Raw genomic sequence first — 19,565 nt, 5'->3', positions numbered from 1 at the left:
TGACTCCGCCGCGCCGCGAGATCAGAACAAAAGTGGAACAAGGAGTAAGGAATGGCCGGATCGCGCGAGGCGCGTCTTGCGGCCCTCAGAGGCCGGATCGCCGCGATCGAAGCGGGGACTCGGACTCCGAATCCAGTCTTGCCGTTCGGCGATCCGGCCGTCGATGGGTGCTTCCCGGGCGGCGGCCTGCCGCTGGGTGGCTGGCACGAGGTGACGGGCGCGGGGCTGGAGAGCGAGACCGGCGCGGCCCCCGCCGCCTTCGTCGGCCTGCTGCTGCGCCCCCTCATGAAGACCGGCGCCATCGTCTGGATCGCCCGGCGCGGCGACCTGTTCGCGCCGGGCCTGTTCGGCCTCGGCTTCCCGACCGAGCGGCTGATCCAGGTTCGCACCCGCGACGAGGCCGAGACCCTGTCGGTGCTGGAGGACGCGCTTTCCACCCAGGGCGTCGCCGCCGCCGTCGGTGAAGCCGAGGCCCCGGATCTGACCGCCGGCCGCCGCCTGCAGCTGGCCTGCGAGAAGCGCGGCGGCTTCGGGGTGGTGCTGCACCGAAGACCTTACGGGGGACGAGCGGGCGCGGGCCAGGCGGTGTCCGGTTCGGCCTCGTTCAGCCGCTGGCGGATCGGACCGTCGCCGACCCCGCCGCCGGCGGACGACATCGGCCTTGGACCTCCACGCTGGCGGGTCGAACTGGAACGCTGCCGGGGCGGACGCCCCGGGTCTTGGATCTTGGAAGCACAGGAGGCCGGCCATGGCCCGCATCCTTTCCGTCTGGTGTCCCAACTGGCCGATCACGACGTGGCGCCGGCGGAACCCGGGCTGCGATACGTCGGCTGAAGCCGCGCCCTTCGCCCTGCTGGCCACGGAGGGCGGAACCCGCCGCCTCGCCGCCGTCGACGAGACCGCCCGCGCCCTTGGCCTCGGCCCCGGCCAGAAGGCCGCCGACGCCATGGCCCTGGTTCCGAACCTGATGACCTTCGACCACGATCCCGTCGCCGACCGCGTGGCGCTGGAGGCCCTGTGCGACTGGTGCGTGCGCTTCTCGCCGGCCGTGGCGATCGACGGGGCGGACGGCCTGTTCCTCGACATCACCGGCGCCGACCACCTGTGGGGCGGGGAGCGCGACATGTTGGTCGATCTCGTGGCGCGGCTGGCGCGCTGGGGCGTACCGGCCCGGGCGGCGATCGCCGACACCGCCGGGGCGGCCTGGGCCCTGGCGCGGTTTGGCGACGACCTGGCCATCGCCGCGCCGGGCGAGCAGCGCGCGGCGATCGAGGCCTTGCCCGTCGCGGCCCTGCGCCTGGAGGACGCCGCCGAGGCCCAGCTGCCGCGCCTGGGCCTGCACCGTGTCGGGCAGCTCTTCGCTCTGCCCCGCGCCCAGCTGGCCAAGCGCTTCGGCCTGGGCTTGACCCTGCGCCTCGATCAGGCCCTGGGCATGGCGGCCGAGGCCCTGAGCTTCCGCCGCCCGGCCACGCCCTGGTTCGACCGCATGGCCTTCTTCGAGCCGATCAGCGCACCCGAGGACCTGGCCCGCGTGACTGGCGACGCCCTAGGCTTGATCTGCCAACGGCTGGAGGCCGAGGGGCGCGGGGCCAAGCGCTTCGAGGTGGTGTTCCACCGCCTGGACGGCCAGGCCTATCCGGTCCGCGCGAGCCTGGCCCGCATCGGCCGCGACGCCAAGCGGCTGACCAAGCTGATCGTCCCCAAGCTGGACAAGGTCGACCCCGGCTTCGGCATCGAGGTCGTCACCGTCCACGCCGCCGCCGTCGAGCCCTTGGCGGCGGCGCAGGATCGGCTGGATACGCCAAATGGCGGAGCGGGCGGGACCAGCCTCGACGAGACTCTGGCCCCTCTGATCGACCGCCTGGTCAACCGCCTGGGCGAAGCCCGCGTCTGGCGCGCCGATCCGTATGAGAGCCACGTCCCCGAACGCTCGGTCGTCCGCAACGCCCCGCTGGACCCGCCGGCCGCCGCGAAATGGGACCCCGACCGCCCGCGCCCGGTGCGGCTGTTCAAGCGTCCGGAAGCGATCACGGCCATCGCCAAGCTGCCTGACGATCCGCCGATGTCGTTCACCTGGCGCGGCCGCGCCCACCGCGTCCGCCGCGCCGAGGGCCCCGAACGCATCGGCCAGGAATGGTGGCGCGCCGGCGTCGGCGAGACCGATACCGGCCCCGGCAAGGTCCGGGACTACTACCGCGTCGAGGATGACGTGGGGGGGCGGTTCTGGATCTATCGCCAGGGCCTGTTTGGCGAGGACGAAGCGCCGAAGTGGTGGATCCATGGCCTGTTTGGTTGAGGTCGGAAATCCTCCCCCCAGCGGGGGAGGTGGTCGCGAAGCGACCGGAGGGGGACGTTATCCTGGCCCGGCCTCTTCCCCCTCCGTCGCTAGGGGGAGGATCTGATGGCGCGCGCCCCCGCCTACGCCGAGCTCCAGACCACCACCAATTTCTCGTTCCTGCGCGGGGCCTCGCACGCGGAGGAGCTGGCGATCGCGGCCGAGGCGCTGGGCCTCTCGGCCATCGGCGTCACCGACCGCAACAGCCTGGCGGGCGTCGTCCGGGCCTGGACGGCGGCCAAGAAACGAAACGTCCGTGTACTGAGTGGGTGCCGGCTGGACTTCATGGACGGCACGCCCAGTCTTCTCTGCTACCCGACCGACCGCGAGGCGTTCGGCCGGCTGACGCGCCTGCTGACGGTCGGCCAGCGGCGGGCGGGCAAAGGCGAGTGCCACCTCTCCTGGCCGGATTTTCTGGAGCATTCCGATGGCCAGTTGGGCCTGATCCTGCCGCCCGGGACGCTGGATGAGGCTTTCGAACGCGACCTGGCCCGCATGGCCGGCGACTTGCGGGGACGATCCTGGCTGGCCGCCAGCCGGGCCTACGCCGCCCAGGACCTCAAGCGTCTCTCGCGCCTGGACGACCTGGGCCGCGAGGCCGGCGCGCCGATCGTGGCGACCAATGACGTGCTCTATCACGGCCCCGAACGGCGACCGCTGCAGGACGTCATCACCTGCGTGCGCGAGCACTGCACGATCCAGGAGGCCGGCTTCCGGCTGGAGGCCAATGCCGAGCGTCACATCAAGTCGCCGGCCGAGATGGCGCGCCTGTTCGAACGCTGGCCCCGTGCGGTCGAGCGCACGGTCGAGATCGTCGAGCGGATCGGCTTCGACCTCGGCCAGCTCAACGAGGAATATCCGGACGAGCCCGTACCGGCCGGCAAGACGGCGATGGAGCACCTGAGCGATCTCACCTGGTCCGGCGCGGCCTGGCGCTATCCGGCCGGCGTGCCGGAGAAGGTCGCCAGGCAGCTGAAGGAAGAGCTGCGGCTGATCGCCAAGATGGACTACCCCAACTATTTCATCACCGTGCACGACATCGTGCGCGAGGCCCGAAGCATGGGCATCCTGTGCCAAGGACGGGGGTCGGCGGCCAATTCCTCGGTCTGCTTCTGCCTGGGCGTGACGGCGATCGACCCGACCGAGCACCGGCTGCTGTTCACCCGCTTCATCTCCGAGAACCGCGGCGAACCGCCGGACATCGACGTCGATTTCGAGCACGAGCGGCGCGAGGAGGTCATGCAGTACGTCTACCGCCGCTATGGCCGGGAATATGCCGCCATCTGCGGGACGGTGATCCACTACCGCCCGCGCAGCGCCATCCGCGATGTCGGCAAGGCCCTGGGCCTGACCGAGGACGTCACCTCGCTGCTGGCCGGCACGGTCTGGGGCAGCTGGGGCTCGGGCCTGCCCGAGGAGCATCTGCGCAATGCGGGCCTGGATCCCGAGGCGCCGGAGATCGCCCGCGCGGTCAACCTGGCGACCGAGCTGATGGGCTTCCCCCGCCACCTGTCGCAGCACGTCGGCGGCTTCGTCCTGACCAAGCGGCGGCTGGACGAGACCGTGCCGATCGGCAACGCGGCCATGCCCGACCGCACCTTCATCGAGTGGGACAAGGACGACATCGACAGCCTGAAGCTGATGAAGGTCGACGTGCTGGCCCTGGGCATGCTGACCGCCATCCAGCGCGCTTTCGGCATGTTGCGGGCCGATCATGGCGAGCCGATCGTCGACCTGGCCGATGTCCCCGTCGAGCTGCCCGGCGTCTACGACATGCTGTGCGTCGCCGACAGCGTGGGCGTGTTCCAGGTGGAAAGCCGGGCGCAGATGTCGATGCTGCCCAGGCTGAAACCCCGCCGGTTCTACGACCTGGTCATCGAGGTGGCGATCGTCAGGCCCGGCCCGATCCAGGGCGACATGGTGCATCCCTATCTGAAACGGCGGAATGGCGAGCCCGTCGAGTGGCCCGAACCCGATCCGAAGCATGGCCCCGCGAACGAACTGCACGAGATCCTCGGCAACACCTACGGCGTGCCGCTCTTCCAGGAGCAGGCCATGAGCCTGGCCATCGAGGCGGCCAAGTTCACGCCCGACGAGGCCGACGGCCTGCGCAAGGCCATGGCCACCTTCCGCAACCTGGGCACGCCGGACGAGTATCGCGACCGGTTCGTCGAGGGCATGGTCGCGCGCGGCTACCAGCGCGACTTCGCCGAGCGGTGCTTCAAGCAGATCGAGGGCTTCGGCCACTATGGCTTTCCGGAGAGCCACGCGGCCAGTTTCGCCAAGCTCGTTTACGTCTCGGCCTGGATCAAATGGGCCTGGCCGGACGTGTTCTGCGCGGCCCTGATCAACTCCCAGCCGATGGGCTTCTACCAGCCGGCCCAGCTGGTGCGGGACGCGCGCGAGCATGGGGTGGAGGTGCTGCCGCCGGACATCCTGGCCAGCGACTGGGACTGCACGCTGGAGAGCGTGACGGCGGGCTTCCGCGCGCCTCGGATCCGCGCGGACAAGATCGCCAACGACCAGAACCGCCCCCGCTGGAAGGCCGTCCGCCTGGGGTTCCGCCAGATCAAGGGCCTGAAGGAGAAGGGCGATATCGAACCCCTGCTCAAGGCGAGAGAGGAGGGCGCTCGCACCCCGGGCGAGTTCGCGCAGGGCGGCGTGCCGCAGCGGGCGCTGGAGCTGCTGGCCGAGGCCGACGCCTTCGCCTCGGTCGGGCTCACCCGCCGCGAGGCGCTGTGGACGGTGAAGGGGCTGAAGGGCGAGCACAAGGCGCCGGTGCGGGCGCCGTTGCTGGCCGGGCTGCCGCTGTTCGAAGACCGCGCGGCGCTGCCGGCCATGGGCCAGCCGCAGGAGGTGGCCGAGGATTACCGCACCACCAGCCTATCGCTGAAGGACCATCCGGTAAGCTTCTACCGCGCGATGCTGACCCGGCGCGGGGTGATCACGGCCGAGCAACTGCTGACCCTGAAGGACGGCCGCAAGGTGTCGGTGGCGGGGCTTGTCCTGATCCGCCAGCGGCCGGGCACGGCCAAGGGCGTGGTGTTCGTGACCCTGGAGGACGAGACGGGGGTGGCCAATGCGGTGGTCTGGAAGGACCGCTTCGAGGCCGACCGCAATGTGGTGATGACCGCCTCGTTCCTGGTCGTCCACGGCCGGGTGCAAAGGGCCGAGAACGTCATCCACGTGGTGGCCGAGGGCTTCACCGACCTTTCGGCGCACCTGTCCACCCTGCGCGACGAGCCGGGCGCGCCGGCCCCGCGCGTGCGCCAGAAGGTGTCCGGACGACTGCTACGAAGCCGGGATTTCCATTAGGCGAGGCCGGTGATGTCGCCGTCTATCGGCTAAGGCAGGACAGGACGAAGGGAACCACCGTCCCGACCACCAGCAGCAGGATATGGCGCATGCGGTGCAACGGCTGGCGCAGGGTCATCCAGACGCCGGTGATCGTCGAGATGATCAGGCCGACCGACGCCAGGGCGAAGAAGGCCTTCAGCAAGGTTGTCGGAAGCCGCTGAGCCTTGGCCTCTGGAGGCGATGCGGCTGGGGCGGGCCCCGGCGAGGGCTTTGTGGATGGCTGCGACTGGGGACGACGCCCCTCGCGATAGAGCTGCTTTTTGTGCAGCACCCCCAACTTGGCCACGACCGCCGGCGGCGCGTAGCCAGGATGGGCTTCGTGCAACTCGTAGATCTGCAGCACGCCCGTTATCGCGAAGAGCAGGACGGTGGGCGCGATGATCATGCCGATGTAGGCGTGCCACTTGCGTAGAAGCATCTGCAGCGCGGCCGGATGCCGAGACAACCTTTTTGCCGTGCCGGTTGGCGTGGTCATTCCCCTTGTCCTTTGCTGTCGCTATCAAGAACAACCTTGGCCGTCAGCGGCAGCGGCGCATTGCTGCATGTCAAAGAGTCGAGTCGGACGATCCCCGCTCGGCTCTAGCCCGCCTTGCCGCCCCACGCCCGCTTCAGCCCCAGATAGACCACCCCGGCCGCCACGAAGCTGGGCAGGGTGGCGCCGAGGTCCGGAGCCAGGCGGCTCAAGCCCTGATAGGCGGCGACGCCGATCGCCCAGGCCAGCAGGCCGGGCAGGTTCAGGCCGCTCCGGGCCACGGCGGCGGCGCGGCGGCGCAGGACGAAGTGGTCGGTCAGCAGCACGCCGAACAGCGGGGCGAAGACCGAGCCGATCAGCAGCAGGAAGCCCTCGTACTGGGTGATCGGCGCGAACAGGGCGATGGTCGTGCACAGCGCGCCGAAGACCAGGGCCAGGTTGGCCGGCTTGGCGGGGACCAGGGTCGCGGTCGAGACGGCGGCCGAGTGAATGTCGGCGAAGGTATTGTCGGTCTCGTCGATGACGATCAGCAACAGGGCGACGCCGCCGCCGCTGGCGGCCAGGGCCGTCAGCAGCAGGTTGTCGCCGCCGCCCGACACCAGGGCATAGGCCGCGCCCAGGGCCATGAACCAGATATTGGCCAGCACATAGCCGGCCGCCGAACCCTTGAACATGCCGCCGCTGGTGCGGCCGAAGCGGGTGTAGTCGGCGATCAGCGGCAGCCACGACAGCGGCATGGCCACCACCAGGTCGACGCCGGCCCCGAAGCTCATCTCGCCGGTGCCGGCCTTGGCCAGCAGGGCGGCAAGGTCGTGCTCGGCCAGCAGCCGCCAGCTCAGCCAGCCGGCGCCGGCCAGCAGCAGCCACAGGCCCCAGGCGCGCAGGAAGCGGCGCACGAACGACACCGGCCCCTGGATGGCCAGGAAGGTCGCCAGGATCCCGAACGCCAGGGTCCAGATCATCGGGTTGGAAAAGCCGAAGGTCTGCCTGGTCAGGGCGTCGGCGGAATCGCGCATGGCGATGATCTCGAACGCGCCCCAGCCGGTCAGCTGGATGGCGTTGAGCACCGCCGGGACCGCCGCGCCGCGCGCGCCCAGCGCCAGCCGCAGCGTGCCGACGGCGGAGAGGCCGGTATCGCTCCCGACCACGCCGGCGGCGGCCAGCAGCAGGGCGCCCAGCACCGAGCCGGTGACGATCGCCGCCAGCGCCATGCCCAGGCTGAGGCCGGGGACCAGGAACGCGCCGGCCTGCAGCACCAGCAGGCCGATGCCCAGGCTGAACCACAGTGAGAACGCGTCCTGAGCGCGGAAGACCCGGCGCGCTTCCGGCACGGGGGTCAGGGGATCGTAGGTGTCGTGGAGTTCAGCCATGAGCCCGGTCTAGAGCATTTCCCGATCCAATTGGATCGGTGAAAAGCTCTAGCGTATTGTTTTAACGCATTTTCTGACGACGAACCGGTATCCACTTCGTCGGAAAATGCTCTAGCAGGTCATCTTCGGGGCGCGATACCGAAGTCGCCGATGTGTCGAGTTCACGACCGCAACCTCGCGCCGCGAGCGGACGTTAGGCTCTCACATCCACACAATCGGAAGATGCTCATGGCCACCCCGGCGAAAACCAAGGCCAAGACGGCCCCGCGCGCGGGCGCTAAGCCCCCGATTTCGACGAAGGTCCCCCAACCCGCGGGCCCTTCGACCGAGGGCGAGACGCTCATCGCTCCCGGCGGCGAAACGCATCAGCAGGCCGACGGCCCGGCCACCCAGCTGACCACCAACCAAGGCGTGCCGATCGCCGACAACCAGAACTCGCTGAAGGCCGGCGCGCGTGGTCCGGTGCTGCTGCAGGACTTCATCTTGCGCGAAAAGATCATGCACTTCGACCACGAGCGCATCCCCGAGCGCGTGGTCCATGCCCGCGGCTCGGCCGCGCACGGCTTCTTCGAGTGCCTGGAGTCCTGCGCCGACGTCACCTGCGCCGACTTCCTGCAGCGCCCTGGAGAGCGCACCCCGGTGTTCACCCGCTTTTCGACGGTGGCCGGCAACAAGGGCTCGGCCGACCTGGCGCGCGACGTGCGCGGCTTCGCGGTGAAGTTCTATACGCAGGCAGGCAATTTTGATCTCGTCGGCAACAACATCCCGGTGTTCTTCATCCAGGACGCCATCAAGTTTCCCGACCTGATCCACGCAGCCAAGCAGGATCCCGACCGCGAGTTCCCCCAGGCCGCCACCGCGCATGACACCTTCTGGGACTTCATCTCGCTGACGCCCGAGAGCATGCACATGATCATGTGGGCGATGAGCGACCGGGCGATCCCGCGCTCGTTGCGGATGATGGAGGGCTTCGGCGTCCATACCTTCCGGCTGGTCAACGCGGCGGGTGACAGCACCTTCGTCAAGTTCCACTGGCGGCCCAAGCTGGGTGCGCAGTCCGTGGTCTGGGACGAGGCCCTGAAGATCAACGGCGCCGATCCCGACTTCCACCGCCGCGACCTGTGGGAAGCCATCGAGGGGGGCGACTTCCCCGAGTGGGAGTTCTGCCTGCAGACCTTCACCCAGGAGCAGGCCGACGGCTTCGACTTCGATGTGCTGGACGCCACCAAGCTGATCCCGGAGGAGGTCATCCCCCTGCGCGTGGTCGGCCGCATGGTGCTGGACCGCAACCCCGACAACTTCTTCGCCGAGACCGAACAGGTGGCCTATTGCGCCGCCCACGTGGTGCCGGGGATCGACTTCACCAACGACCCGCTGCTGCAGGGCCGGCTGTTCTCGTACCAGGACACCCAGCTCAAGCGCCTGGGCGGGCCCAACTTCCACCAGATCCCGATCAACCAGCCCAAGTGCCCGTTCCACAACCTGCAGCGCGACGGTCACATGCAGATGGGCGTCCCCAAGGGTCAAGTGAACTACGAGCCGTCCAGTCTGGGCGCCGACGTGGCGCGTGAGTCGCTGGAAAGCGGCTTCCACACCTTCCCCAATCCGGAGGCCGGCGAGCAGTTGCGCCTGCGGCCGGAGACCTTCGCCGACCACTACACCCAGGCCCGGCTGTTCTTCGCCAGCCAGACCAAGCCCGAGCAGGACCACATCGTCGCGGCCCTGGTCTTCGAGCTCAGCAAGTGCGTGACGCCCCGTGTTCGCGAGGCCGTGCTGTCGCGGCTGATCCACATCGATGAATTCCTGGCCCAGTCGGTGGCCGAAGGGCTGGGTTTCCCGGGCCAGATCGTCCCGGCTCCCGCGCCGGTCCCGGCCAAGGACATGGACCCCTCGCCCATGCTCAGCCTGCTGGCCAAGGCCGCGCCGACCCTGGAGGGCCGCAAGATCGGCGCCCTGGTCAGCGACGGCTGCGACGACAAGCTGGTCGCCAAACTGAAGACCGCGGTCGAGACGGCGGGCGCGAAGCTGCAGATCGTCGGCCCGACCATCTATGGCGTGACCACGGCCAGCGGCGCGTTGCTGCCGGTCGACCACAAGATCGACGGCGGTCCCTCGGTGCTGTTCGACGCGGTGGCGATCCTGCCGTCCAACGATGGCGGCGAGCAGCTGGCGATCGAGGCGGCGGCGGTCAACTTCCTGCGCGACGCCTATGGCCACTTGAAGGTCATCGCCTACCTGCCCTCGGCCGCGCCGCTGTTCGCGGCGGGCGGCATCGTCGACGTGGGGTCCGATGACGACGCGGGCTTGATCGCCCTGCCGGACGCCAGCCTCGACGACTTCATCGCCGCGGCTTCGGCCGGCCGCATCTGGGTGCGCGAGCCCCTGGTGCGTCCGCCGCCCAAGCCGGTGATCGCGGCGGCTTGAGGCTAGCCTCGGCGGCCCGCCAGCCATGATCGACTGTCTCATCATCGGCGGCGGGCCCGCCGGCCTGACCGCCGCGATCTACGCCGCGCGCTTCCACCTGTCCGTGCAGGTGGTCGACGCCGGCGACAGCCGCGCCGAGAAGATCCCGCTCACCCGCAACCACGCCGGCTTTCCCGACGGAATCTCCGGCGTGGCGTTGCTGGAGCGCATGCGCGAACAGGCGGTCCTCTACGGAACGGAGCTGATCGCAGGGCGCGTCAGCGGCCTGGGGCGCGGCGCGGACGGCTTCGTCGCCACGCTACCCGATCGCGAGATTGCGGCTCGAACCGTCCTCCTCGCCACGGGGGTGACCAATCGGCGGCCGCTGATGGACGAGGCTCTCCACGCCGAGGCGCTGCGGCGGGGACGCCTGCGTTATTGCCCGGTCTGCGACGGCTATGAGGTCACCGACCAGGCCGTGGCGGTCGTCGGCCGCGGTCCGCGCGCCGCCCGCGAGGCCGAGTTCCTGCGCAGCTACACCGCCGATGTTAGCCTGATCGGCCTGACCGGCGAGGACGGTCTCGACGAGGCCGCCCGGGCTCGTCTCGACGCCATCGGGGTCCAACGTTTCGCCGGCCCGGCGCGTGATTTCCACCTGGAGAACGACGGTCTGGTCGTGATCTGCACGGCGGGCCGTCTGCGCTTCGACGCCGTCTATCCGTCTCTGGGTTCCGATGTCCATTCAGACCTCGCCCGGGCCCTGGGCGCGGCCGTCACCGAGGACGGTTGCATCAAGGTCGACGCCCATCAGCGCACCAGCATTCCTGGCCTCTACGCGGCTGGCGATGTGGTGCTGGGTCTGGACCAGATCAGCCACGCCATGGGCGAGGCCGGGGTCGCCGCGACCACGCTGCGCAACGATCTGGCCGCGCTGGCGCCGCTGCTGCGCTAGCGCGTCTCAGGACGCCCGGATCTTGACCACCTTGGACGGTCCGACCTGACGCAGCTCCTCGACCAATTCGAACAGGTGGGCGCGCACGGCGGCTTCGTCGCCGTCCTCGGCCAGGGCGTCGAGAGCCAGCAGGCGCTCGGGTTCGATGAGCGGGGCGTCGGCCAGGCGCAGGGCTTCGATGATGCCCGGGGCCTTGGGGCGGGCGATCTCGTTCACGTCGACCAGGGTCTCGGTCAGCTTCTCGCCAGGACGCAGGCCGGTGATCAGGATCTCGATGTCCTTGCCGGGGGTCAGGCCCTGCAGCTCGATCATCCGGCGGGCCAGGTCGATGATCTTGACCGGCTCGCCCATCTCCAGGGTCAGGACGCCGGCCTCGGGTTCGGAGGCGATGCGTGACAGGGCCACGGCGCGCAGCACCAGTTGCACGGCCTCGGGGATGGTCATGAAGTAGCGCTCGACCGCGGCGTCGGTCAGGGTGATCGGGCCGCCCCGCGCGATCTGGCTCTGGAAGATCGGCACGACGGAGCCGGCCGAGCCCAGCACGTTGCCGAAGCGGACGATGCTGACGCGCATGTCGCCGCCGCCGCCGTACTGGCGCGCCACGGCCTCGGCCACGCGCTTGGCCGCGCCCATCACGCTGGTCGGGGCCACGGCCTTGTCGGTGGAGATCAGGGCCAGGTGCGCGGCGCCGCAGGCCTTGGCGGCGATGGCGACATTGCGGGTGCCCAGCACATTGGTGCGCACGCCCTCGCAAGGATGGTTCTCGACCAGGGTCACATGCTTCAGCGCCGCGGCGTGGAAGATGATGTCGGGGTGCTGCTCGGCGAAGACGCGGCGGACCCGGGCGGCGTCGCGCACGTCGCAGAGGATCTCGCGGCGCGGCATGCCGGGCCAAGTCTGGCCCATTTCGCGGTCGATGTGGAACAGGTTGTATTCCGAGGCGTCGACCATGGTCAGGTGGGCGCAGCCGCTGGCGGCGATCTGGCGGCACAGTTCCGAGCCGATGCTGCCGCCGGCCCCGGTGACCAGGACGCGGCGACCCGCGACCAGGGCGCGGACAGGCTCGGGGTCGAGGCGGACGGGCGGACGGCTGAGCAGTTCCTCGATGCTGATCTCGCGGAGCGAGGCGACGGCGGCCGCGTCGGCGCCCATCTCGACCACGCCGTGACGGCGCAGCAGGCGCACGCCCTCGGTCTTCAGGCGACCCAGGCGCTCGGCGCCGAACGTGCTCATGGCGCTGTCGGTCAGGAACAGAATCGCCGAGGGCGACAGGCCGCTGTCGCGAAGGCGGGCCAGCACGCTGTCGAAGTCGGCGATCGAGCCCAGCACGCAGACGCCGCGCAGTTCGTCGCCCATCTCGCGGTCATGCGGCGAGACCACGCCGATCGGGGCGTAGCGTTCGCCGAGGCCCGCCGGGGCGCGCAGGAAGGCCTCGGCCTCGTTGGCCGAGCCGATGATCAGCAGGCGCGGCAAGGCCGGCTGCATCGAGGCGGGGCCCAGACGCAGCACCGAATCGAACAACTGGCGCTCGTGCAGGCTGCGGCGGATGACGCGCAGGGCCGACAGGAAGGTGGCCTGGATCAGGGCCGCGCCGGCGACCATGCGCAGGCCGCCGTCGATTCCTGGGTGAACCAGGCGGGTGATGGCCAGGAAGGTCGCCGCCGTCAGCACGGCCGAGCGGAACAGGCGCAGGTGGTCGCTGGCCGAGACGAAGCGCCAGGGCGCGCGCTCGACGCGGAACAGCAGCTCGACGATCAGAGCGCCTAGTCCGTAGTAGCCCGCCTGTACCAGGGTGTCGGGCGTGAAGGGCATGTCGATGACGAGGTATCGCCCGAACAGCAGGGCCAATGAGGCCAGCAGAACGTGGGCCGCGATCTTGCCAACATGCCCCATGAATAGAACCTCTCGGCCTGAAGGTCGGGTCGCGCCCGGGAAACTCGTCCGGGCTTAGCACGCGAAATTGTCGCCGTCGCGGTTTCAGCCGCGCCGCAGAGGCAGAACGTCGACGATGTCATTCGCCGAGGCGGCTGAAACTCCCGCCCGTCGTCGCAGGAGAGCATCGGCCCGCGCGAAGACGCTGACCAGCGAGGAATCCTGATCGGGGAATACGTGGGCGATCGTTCGCCCCTCGGGATCGACGGACAGGGCCGCGCGCATCCAGTGCTCGCGGGGACCTGTGGCGGGCAGGGCGGCGGCCAGGCGAGCCGGGAGCAGGCGGACCTCGGCGTCGCCGCCGGCCAGGGCCGCCAGCAGCGGGCGCAGAAAAAGCTCCGCGCAGACCAGGGCCGAGGCCGGATTGCCAGGCAGGCCCAGCACGCGGCGGCCATCCGAAAGGCGGCCGGACCAGGTCGGCTTGCCGGGACGGACGGCGATCGTCTCGACGGCGAGTTCCAGCCCCAGGGCCTTCAGGGCCGGCTTGACCAGGTCGTGGTCGCCGACCGAGGCGCCGCCGATGGTGACGATCAGGTCGGCTTCGACAGGCTGAACGGCGGCGGCGATGGCGGTTGCGTCGTCGGCCGCGGCGGTCAGGCGGAAGGCCTCGCCGCCCCAGGCCTGGACGAGGGCGACCAGGCTGAACGAGCCGCTTTCGAAGATCTGGTCCGGGCGCGGGCTGGCGCCGGGCGGGACCAGTTCGTCGCCGGTGGCCAGGATCGCCACGCGCGGGCGGCGGGCGACGGCGACCTCGCCGAGGCCGGCCGAGGCGATCAGGCTGAGCCGCCACGGATCGATGACGACGCCGGGCTCGAGCAGGACGTCGCCGGCCTGGAAGTCGCCGCCGGCCGGGCGGGTGTTGGACTTGGGGGTCTCGCCCGCTTCGAAGCGGACCGTATCGCCGTCGCGGATGGCCTCTTCCTGGATGACGACGAGGTCGGCGCCGGCCGGAACCGGCGCGCCGGTGAAGATGCGCACGGCCTGATCGGTCCGGACTTCATGCGGATAGGCCTTGCCCGCGGCGCTCTCGCCGGCGATCGCGAAGGCCTTGCCGGGGGCGTAGTCCGCCCGCCGGATCGCCCAGCCGTCCATGGCCGAGGCGTCGAACGGCGGCTGCGGGCGGGGGGCGGTGATGGTCTGGGCGAGGACGCGGCCGAGGCTGGCTTCCAGCGCGACGGTCTCGACGCCCAGCCGGCCGGCGCCGTCCAGGATCCGGGCGCGGGCGTCTTCGACGGTGAGATTCTTGAGGTTGGTCACGCGCCGTTCCGTCCAGGATGCCGTCCCCGCCCTTCGACAGGCTCAGGGTGAGGACAAATTTGATGTCGACGCACTCGATAACCTCATCCTGAGCTTGTCGAAGGACGAGGTTATCGGGTCCGCATCACCCCACGAACGCCCGCTCGATCACGAAGTCGCCCGGGTCGGCGTTGGAGCCTTCCTTCAGGCCGTGGGCCTCGAGCAGGGCGGCGGTGTCCTTGATCATCGCCATCGAGCCGCACAGCATGGCGCGGTCGTTCTCGGGGTCGAACTTCGTCTGGTCCAGGCCGAGGTCCTTGAACAGCTTGCCGCTCTCGATCAGGTCGGTGAAGCGGCCCTGACGCTCGAACGGCTCGCGGGTCACGGTCGGGTAGTAGGTCAGCTGGGCGCGGGCCTCGTCGCCGACCAGCGGATCGTCGAAGATGTCGTGGGTGAACAGGTCGCGATAGGCCAGCTCCTTCACCTCGCGCACGCCGTGGGCGACGATCACGCGCTCGAAGCGGCTATAGGCGTCAGGGTCGCGGGCCACCGCCAGCCAAGGCGCCAGGCCCGTGCCGGTGCCGAACAGGAACAGGCGCTTGCCCGGGCGGACGGCGTCCAGAACCAGGGTGCCGGTCGGTTTCTTGCCCAGCAGGATGTCGTCGCCCGGCTGGATCAGTTGCAGGCGCGAGGTCAGCGGACCGTCCGGAACCTTGATCGAGAAGAACTCCAGCTCCTCGGCGAAGTGCGGCGAGGCCACCGAATAGGCGCGCAGGATCGGCTTCTTCTCGCCCAGCTCTTCGCGCGGCGGCAGGCCGATCATCACGAACTCGCCCGAGCGGAAGCGGAAGGACGCCGGACGGGTGATGCCGAAGCTGAACAGGCGGTCGGTCCAGTGCTTGACCCACAGCACCTTCTCGACGTGGAAAGGGGCTTCTTTAACCGGCGTTGCGGCGGTCGCGGTGGCCGTCATCTGAGCTCTGAAATCCTTGAGAGAAAAGGGCGCCGCCACGGCCCTGAGGCGACGCCCGTCTCATTTGTGCAAGCCCGTCTTGATGTCAACGCCGGTTGTCTAAAGTCGTCCCCTGAAAAACTTCGCCGCCGGTTCGCGCCCGCGCGCCGGGTGTCCGCGATGTGTCGGCGAGTCGGAAGATCAGGCTGAGTATTCGCGCGGTAAGAAAAAGCGTCGTCTCGGTTCGACAGCAAATATTCAGATAAGAAGAAATGTCATGCCTGTTCGGCATAGGATTGCGCCGCCATGGTTCAGTTTCGCAAACACGTGCGTGTGTCGTCCGATTAGGGACAATCTTTTTCCTGAACCATCAAGACGCCGGACCGGTTTTTCGAAAACGGCAAAAATGTGATTGCCGGTATTCCAAACGAGGCGCAGACTTCCTTTTGCTTCGTTCGCGGAGCCAACGATACGGAGGAACGTATGCGGGTTTGGTTCGTAGGGGCCGCCGCGGCGGCCGGTCTGTTAGCGTTTGGTTTGGCTGCCTGCAGTGACGGCGGCGCGAAGACGAAAGTCGCGCAAGCTAATCAGGTTGTCGTGGAATCCACGTCAGTCACAGCGTCGGGCTGCGTGCGGCCCGTCGAGAAGACCAACTGTCTCGTCGTGAAAGGGCGTGGCGGCGGCTATTACGACATCAGCAGCGCCAGTCCGGCGCCGGACATGTCGAAGGGCGTCGCGGTCTCGCTGCGCGGCAGGGATTCGGGCAAGAACACCCAGTGCGGCCGCGAGCTGACGGACGTGAAGTGGTCGTATCTGGGCATCCAGTGTGGCGCGACCTTGCCGGCCAGCGACTCGACCGCGGCCGACAAGGGCGAAAAGACCAAGCTGGCCAAGGCCGGCTAGGTTGGACTGAAGAGCGCTAGCCCTCGCCGGAGCCCGGATCCGTCTGGGTCTTCGGCGAACGGGTGCTGTCGGCCGAGCCTTGAGGCTCGGTGGCCGGTCGCGGCGGCTCGCCTTCGCGGGGCGAGGGCTTCTGGTTCTCGTTCTCGACTTCCCGATTCGACGGGCGGTCGGAGGATGAGGCCGGCTGGGGCGGATTGGTGATCGTGGGCATGGCGTAAGAACGCACCGCCCGAGGCTTCGATCCTCGCCGAGACCCCATGGGCCGGGAAGAAAACCACGATCGAGCCCGCGAAGCCGCTCAAACCTCCGCGCGCCGCTTGCCCGCCGTTCGCGACCCTGCTAAATGGCGCGGCTCTGGCGACAGGACGTGGCGCGCCGAGGCTTCCAAGCCTTCCGGCGCGCTGTCTGTCTCCGGATGTCCGTCGGCCCGAAAGGGTGGTCGGTCCGCAGGAGTGTAGCTCAGCTGGTAGAGCGTCGGTCTCCAAAACCGAAAGTCGTGGGTTCGAGTCCCCCCACTCCTGCCACTATATATGTTTGACGGGTCGCTTTCGGGCCCGGCTATGGCCACCGGGCTGTTTGTAGGTCCGGGTCCAACTTAGGAAGTCGTGAGCCTCTAGAGCATGGCCAGGAAACCGGGATCCAGCCCGTCAGCGATCAAGAACCGCGCCGCCAAGACGGCCGCGGCGATGGCGCCCGCAGGGGCCGCCGCGGCCGTCGCCGCGCCCGCCCCGCCGAAGAAGCGCACCACGCCGGTGCAGTTCTTCCGTGAGGTGCGCGCCGAGGCCCGCAAGATCACCTGGACCAGCCGCAAGGAGACCTGGATCACCTCCGTGATGGTCTTCATCATGGTGGTCCTGGCGTCGTTGTTCTTCCTGGCCGTCGACGGCGGCCTGGGCTTCGCCATCAATCAGCTCCTGAAGCTGGCGACCTCGGGATAAGATAGAGACGATGAGCACCGAAACCGCGTCCAACCCGAACCACAAGTGGTACATCGTCCACGCCTACTCGAATTTCGAGAAGAAGGTGGCCGAGAGCATCCGCGAGCAGGCCAAGAACCAGGGCCTGGAGGAGAACTTCTCCGAGATCCTGGTTCCGACCGAAGAGGTCGTCGAGATCCGCCGCGGCCGTAAGGTCAACGCCGAGCGCAAGTTCTTCCCGGGCTATGTCCTGGTGAAGATGAACCTCTCGGACGAAGCCTACCACCTGATCAAGAACACGCCGAAGGTCACGGGCTTCCTGGGCAGCGGCTCCAAGCCGATGCCGGTCTCCGAAAAGGAAGTCCAGCGCATCGTCGGCGCCATCGAGGAAGGCGTCGAGAAGCCCAAGACCGTCGTCCTGTACGAAGTCGGCGAGAACGTCCGCGTCATCGACGGCCCGTTCGCCAGCTTCAACGGCTCGGTCGAGCAGGTCGACGAGGAAAAGGCCCGCCTGCGGGTCACCGTCTCGATCTTCGGCCGCGCCACCCCGGTCGAGCTGGAATACGCCCAGGTCGAAAAGATCTCCTGATCCCTTCGATACGGTTGAACGTAAAAAGCCCCGCGCTCGCAAGGCGCGGGGCTTTTGCTTTGACGTCCGGCCCCGCCCGCCCTCAGGTTGAGCGCGGGATGGCGGGAGCGATTCCTTGCGAGGACTGACACCGCCGATCGGCACGCGTCGAGAGCTGGGCCTGCTGGCGCTGGCCGCCGCGATCCTGTGCGCGCCGGGCTTCCTGTGGGGGCCGGGCGAGTCGCATTCCTGGATCTATAACGTCCTCTGGACTCGCCAGATCGCCGAGGGCTTCGCGCGGGGCGAGCTCTATCCGCGCTGGTTCCCGGAAAGCTTCTCGGGGCTGGGCAGTCCAACCTTCTATTTCTACGCGCCGTTCGCTCACTGGATCGCCGGCGGGCTGGAATTCCTGGGCCTGTCGACACGGCGCGCCGTGCAACTGCTGTCCTACGCCCTGCTGCTCGGCTCGGGCCTGGCGATGTATGCCTGGCTGCGCTTCCGGGGGACTCTGCCGCTGCTGGGCGCGATCCTCTACATGGCCGCGCCCTATCACCTGACCGACCTCTATGTCCGGGGCGCGCTGGCCGAGGCGGCGGCGTTCGTCTGGCTGCCGCTGATCGCGATGGGGATCGAGCTTCTGCCTCGCCGAAAGGGCGTGGTGTTGCTGGCCGCGGCCTTCGCCGGCCTGACCCTTTCGCACCTGCCGACAGCGCTGCTGGCCTGTGTCTTCCTGATCCTGCCGCTGGCGGTCTGGAGGGCGGTGAAGACGCCGGCGATCATCGCGCCGGGGATAGCGGCGGCTGTCCTGGGCGCGGGCCTTAGCGCGGTCTACTGGTTGCCGGCCCTGACCCTTCAGGGGTGGGTCTCCACCGACCTGCTGTGGAGCCCCTACTATCAGCCGGCCACCTGGTTCGCGTGGCGGCTGTCGCCGCTGAATCTGGCGCTGTTCGCCGGGGCGGCGTTGGGCTGGACGCTGCTGGCCGCGCCGTCGCGGACCTTCTGGTCGTGGATCACTCTGATCTCGGCCTTGGCGGCCCTGGGTCTGATTCCCTTCGTCTGGGATCTGCCGCTGCTGGCCAAGGCGCAGTTTCCCTGGCGACTGCTGGTGGTGGTGGAGTTCGCCGCCATCACCGCGATCGCCGCCCATCCGCCGAAGGGCCTGGCGCTGTCGGCGGGGCGGATCGTGCTGGTCGTGCCGGTCGCCATGATGATCGCCCAGGCCGCCGTGGCTCTGCGCGCCCAGCCGGACGTCGCCACGGTCCTGGCGATCCGGAACGAGGCGCCCGAATATCTGCCGCACGGCCTGCCGGCCGCCGGCGTCTCGGGAACGCAGCGGACGGCCGACGTCTCCGCCTACGATCGCCTGCCCCGGGGCGCGAGCGTCGACGTGCAGGCCGCGGGTCCGGTCACCTTGGGCCGGGCGGCCTTCCCGATCTGGCGGATCACCCGCGACGGCGAGGAAATCCCCTACCGGGGGCCGCTGATCACCTTCGAGGCGCGGCCGGGCGTCTACCGGATCGAGCGCCGCGTGCTGTGGCAGGAACGCTGGGGAGCGCTGGCGAGCGGGGCGGCGGCGGCGATGTTGGCTATGCTTGTGGTCCTGGAATGGCGTCCACTTCGTCGAAAAATGCTCTAGGCGCGGCTCTCGATCATCCCGACCTTCAGGTCGTTGGCCGTGTAGACGCATTCGCCGTCCACGAGCAGGCGGCCGTTGGCCAGGCCCAGGGCCAGCTTGCCTCGGCGGACCTGGCGCAGGCTGATCTCGTAGCGGACCAGCTTGGACGCCGGCGTGATGTCGCCGCGGAACTTGACCTCGCCGACGCCGAGGGCGCGGCCCTTGCCGGGCGAGCCCGACCAGCCCAGCCAGTAGCCGATCACCTGCCACATGGCGTCCAGGCCCAGGCACCCGGGCATGACCGGGTCGCCGATGAAGTGGCAGGCGAAGAACCAGAGGTCGGGGGTGATATCCAGCTCGGCGACCACGTGGCCCTTGCCGAAGTCGCCGCCGTCCAGGCTGATCTCGGTGATGCGGTCCATCATCAGCATCGGCGCCGCGGGCAGCTGGGCGTTGCCCGGTCCGAAATAGCCGCCCCGGCCCGACTCCAGCAGGTCGGCCTTGGCGTAGTGGTCCTTGGGCGTGTGGAAGTCGCGCGGATCGGCCAAGTCTC

The 19,565-nt window shown here is 69.1% G+C and carries 16 protein-coding genes, 1 tRNA gene and 1 pseudogene; 11 read left to right on the top strand and 7 right to left on the bottom strand.

Annotated elements, in window-relative coordinates:
* The first annotated feature begins 51 nt into the window (after positions 1-51).
* From AC1RNC_RS13030 to AC1RNC_RS13015, 4 genes and pseudogenes are all read left to right on the top strand, one after another.
* Positions 52-834 (top strand): ImuA family protein, encoded by a 783-nt coding sequence (locus AC1RNC_RS13030; RefSeq protein ID WP_492886820.1) that lies wholly within the window; start codon positions 52-54, stop codon positions 832-834.
* A complete protein-coding gene (locus tag AC1RNC_RS13025) occupies positions 749-2,296 on the top strand; it encodes a Y-family DNA polymerase (protein ID WP_492886818.1) in 1,548 nt (515 codons plus the stop codon). The genes AC1RNC_RS13030 and AC1RNC_RS13025 overlap by 86 nt, the downstream gene beginning before the upstream one ends.
* Positions 2,297-2,384: pseudogene (locus AC1RNC_RS13020) on the top strand (NlpC/P60 family protein); the annotation flags it as partial.
* 17 nt (positions 2,385-2,401) lie between these two features.
* Positions 2,402-5,650: an error-prone DNA polymerase gene (locus tag AC1RNC_RS13015; protein WP_492886816.1), complete on the top strand. Its 3,249-nt coding sequence runs from the start codon at positions 2,402-2,404 to the stop codon at positions 5,648-5,650.
* Positions 5,651-5,672: 22 nt separating this feature from the next.
* Here AC1RNC_RS13015 and AC1RNC_RS13010 read toward each other — a convergent pair whose 3' ends face one another.
* Both AC1RNC_RS13010 and cytX read right to left on the bottom strand, forming a co-directional pair.
* Positions 5,673-6,110 (bottom strand): hypothetical protein, encoded by a 438-nt coding sequence (locus tag AC1RNC_RS13010; protein ID WP_492886814.1) that lies wholly within the window; start codon positions 6,108-6,110, stop codon positions 5,673-5,675.
* Positions 6,111-6,271: 161 nt separating this feature from the next.
* On the bottom strand, positions 6,272-7,534 hold the full coding sequence (gene cytX, locus AC1RNC_RS13005; protein WP_492886812.1) for a putative hydroxymethylpyrimidine transporter CytX: 1,263 nt from the start codon (positions 7,532-7,534) through the stop codon (positions 6,272-6,274).
* 228 nt (positions 7,535-7,762) lie between these two features.
* On the opposite strand from cytX, the gene AC1RNC_RS13000 reads away from it, so the two are divergent.
* Complete coding sequence (locus AC1RNC_RS13000; RefSeq protein ID WP_492886810.1) at positions 7,763-9,958, top strand: catalase; 2,196 nt, start codon at positions 7,763-7,765, stop codon at positions 9,956-9,958.
* A 25-nt stretch (positions 9,959-9,983) separates the two neighbouring features.
* The gene (locus tag AC1RNC_RS12995; RefSeq protein WP_492886808.1) at positions 9,984-10,889 is read left to right on the top strand and encodes an NAD(P)/FAD-dependent oxidoreductase; all 906 of its coding nucleotides are present in this window, start codon (positions 9,984-9,986) and stop codon (positions 10,887-10,889) included.
* A gap of 6 nt (positions 10,890-10,895) precedes the next feature.
* Here the strand turns inward: AC1RNC_RS12995 and AC1RNC_RS12990 are convergent, their stop codons facing one another.
* The 3 genes from AC1RNC_RS12990 to AC1RNC_RS12980 all read right to left on the bottom strand — a co-directional run bounded on the left by AC1RNC_RS12990 (position 10,896) and on the right by AC1RNC_RS12980 (position 15,030).
* On the bottom strand, positions 10,896-12,782 hold the full coding sequence (locus tag AC1RNC_RS12990; protein WP_492886806.1) for a polysaccharide biosynthesis protein: 1,887 nt from the start codon (positions 12,780-12,782) through the stop codon (positions 10,896-10,898).
* Positions 12,783-12,866: 84 nt separating this feature from the next.
* Positions 12,867-14,078: a molybdopterin molybdotransferase MoeA gene (locus AC1RNC_RS12985; protein ID WP_492886804.1), complete on the bottom strand. Its 1,212-nt coding sequence runs from the start codon at positions 14,076-14,078 to the stop codon at positions 12,867-12,869.
* A gap of 124 nt (positions 14,079-14,202) precedes the next feature.
* The gene (locus AC1RNC_RS12980; RefSeq protein WP_492841868.1) at positions 14,203-15,030 is read right to left on the bottom strand and encodes a ferredoxin--NADP reductase; all 828 of its coding nucleotides are present in this window, start codon (positions 15,028-15,030) and stop codon (positions 14,203-14,205) included.
* Positions 15,031-15,492: 462 nt separating this feature from the next.
* Between AC1RNC_RS12980 and AC1RNC_RS12975 the strand changes: the two genes are divergently transcribed.
* Positions 15,493-15,912 carry a hypothetical protein gene (locus AC1RNC_RS12975; protein WP_395445672.1) on the top strand — a complete coding sequence of 140 codons (420 nt, stop codon included), beginning with the start codon at positions 15,493-15,495 and terminating at the stop codon, positions 15,910-15,912.
* 16 nt (positions 15,913-15,928) lie between these two features.
* Here the strand turns inward: AC1RNC_RS12975 and AC1RNC_RS12970 are convergent, their stop codons facing one another.
* Positions 15,929-16,138 carry a hypothetical protein gene (locus tag AC1RNC_RS12970; RefSeq protein ID WP_492886802.1) on the bottom strand — a complete coding sequence of 70 codons (210 nt, stop codon included), beginning with the start codon at positions 16,136-16,138 and terminating at the stop codon, positions 15,929-15,931.
* A 222-nt stretch (positions 16,139-16,360) separates the two neighbouring features.
* Here AC1RNC_RS12970 and AC1RNC_RS12965 point away from each other — a divergent pair.
* The 4 genes from AC1RNC_RS12965 to AC1RNC_RS12950 all read left to right on the top strand — a co-directional run bounded on the left by AC1RNC_RS12965 (position 16,361) and on the right by AC1RNC_RS12950 (position 19,033).
* Positions 16,361-16,436: transfer RNA gene (locus AC1RNC_RS12965), tRNA-Trp, on the top strand.
* 96 nt (positions 16,437-16,532) lie between these two features.
* Entirely contained in the window at positions 16,533-16,850 is a 318-nt protein-coding gene (gene secE / locus AC1RNC_RS12960) for a preprotein translocase subunit SecE (protein ID WP_492841862.1), read from the top strand.
* A 10-nt stretch (positions 16,851-16,860) separates the two neighbouring features.
* Positions 16,861-17,418, top strand: coding sequence for a transcription termination/antitermination protein NusG (gene nusG / locus AC1RNC_RS12955; protein WP_099581184.1), 558 nt, complete (start codon positions 16,861-16,863; stop codon positions 17,416-17,418).
* Positions 17,419-17,533: 115 nt separating this feature from the next.
* Positions 17,534-19,033, top strand: coding sequence for a hypothetical protein (locus tag AC1RNC_RS12950; RefSeq protein ID WP_492886799.1), 1,500 nt, complete (start codon positions 17,534-17,536; stop codon positions 19,031-19,033).
* On the opposite strand, the gene fabA is transcribed toward AC1RNC_RS12950, so the two are convergent.
* Positions 19,030-19,560: a bifunctional 3-hydroxydecanoyl-ACP dehydratase/trans-2-decenoyl-ACP isomerase gene (gene fabA, locus AC1RNC_RS12945; RefSeq protein ID WP_492886797.1), complete on the bottom strand. Its 531-nt coding sequence runs from the start codon at positions 19,558-19,560 to the stop codon at positions 19,030-19,032. The genes AC1RNC_RS12950 and fabA overlap by 4 nt on opposite strands.
* Positions 19,561-19,565 lie beyond the last annotated feature (5 nt).

The sequence above is a fragment of the Caulobacter sp. GW822-FHT01G02 genome (genome assembly GCF_058802865.1).
This window is presented reverse-complemented; position numbering and strand designations above follow the sequence as displayed.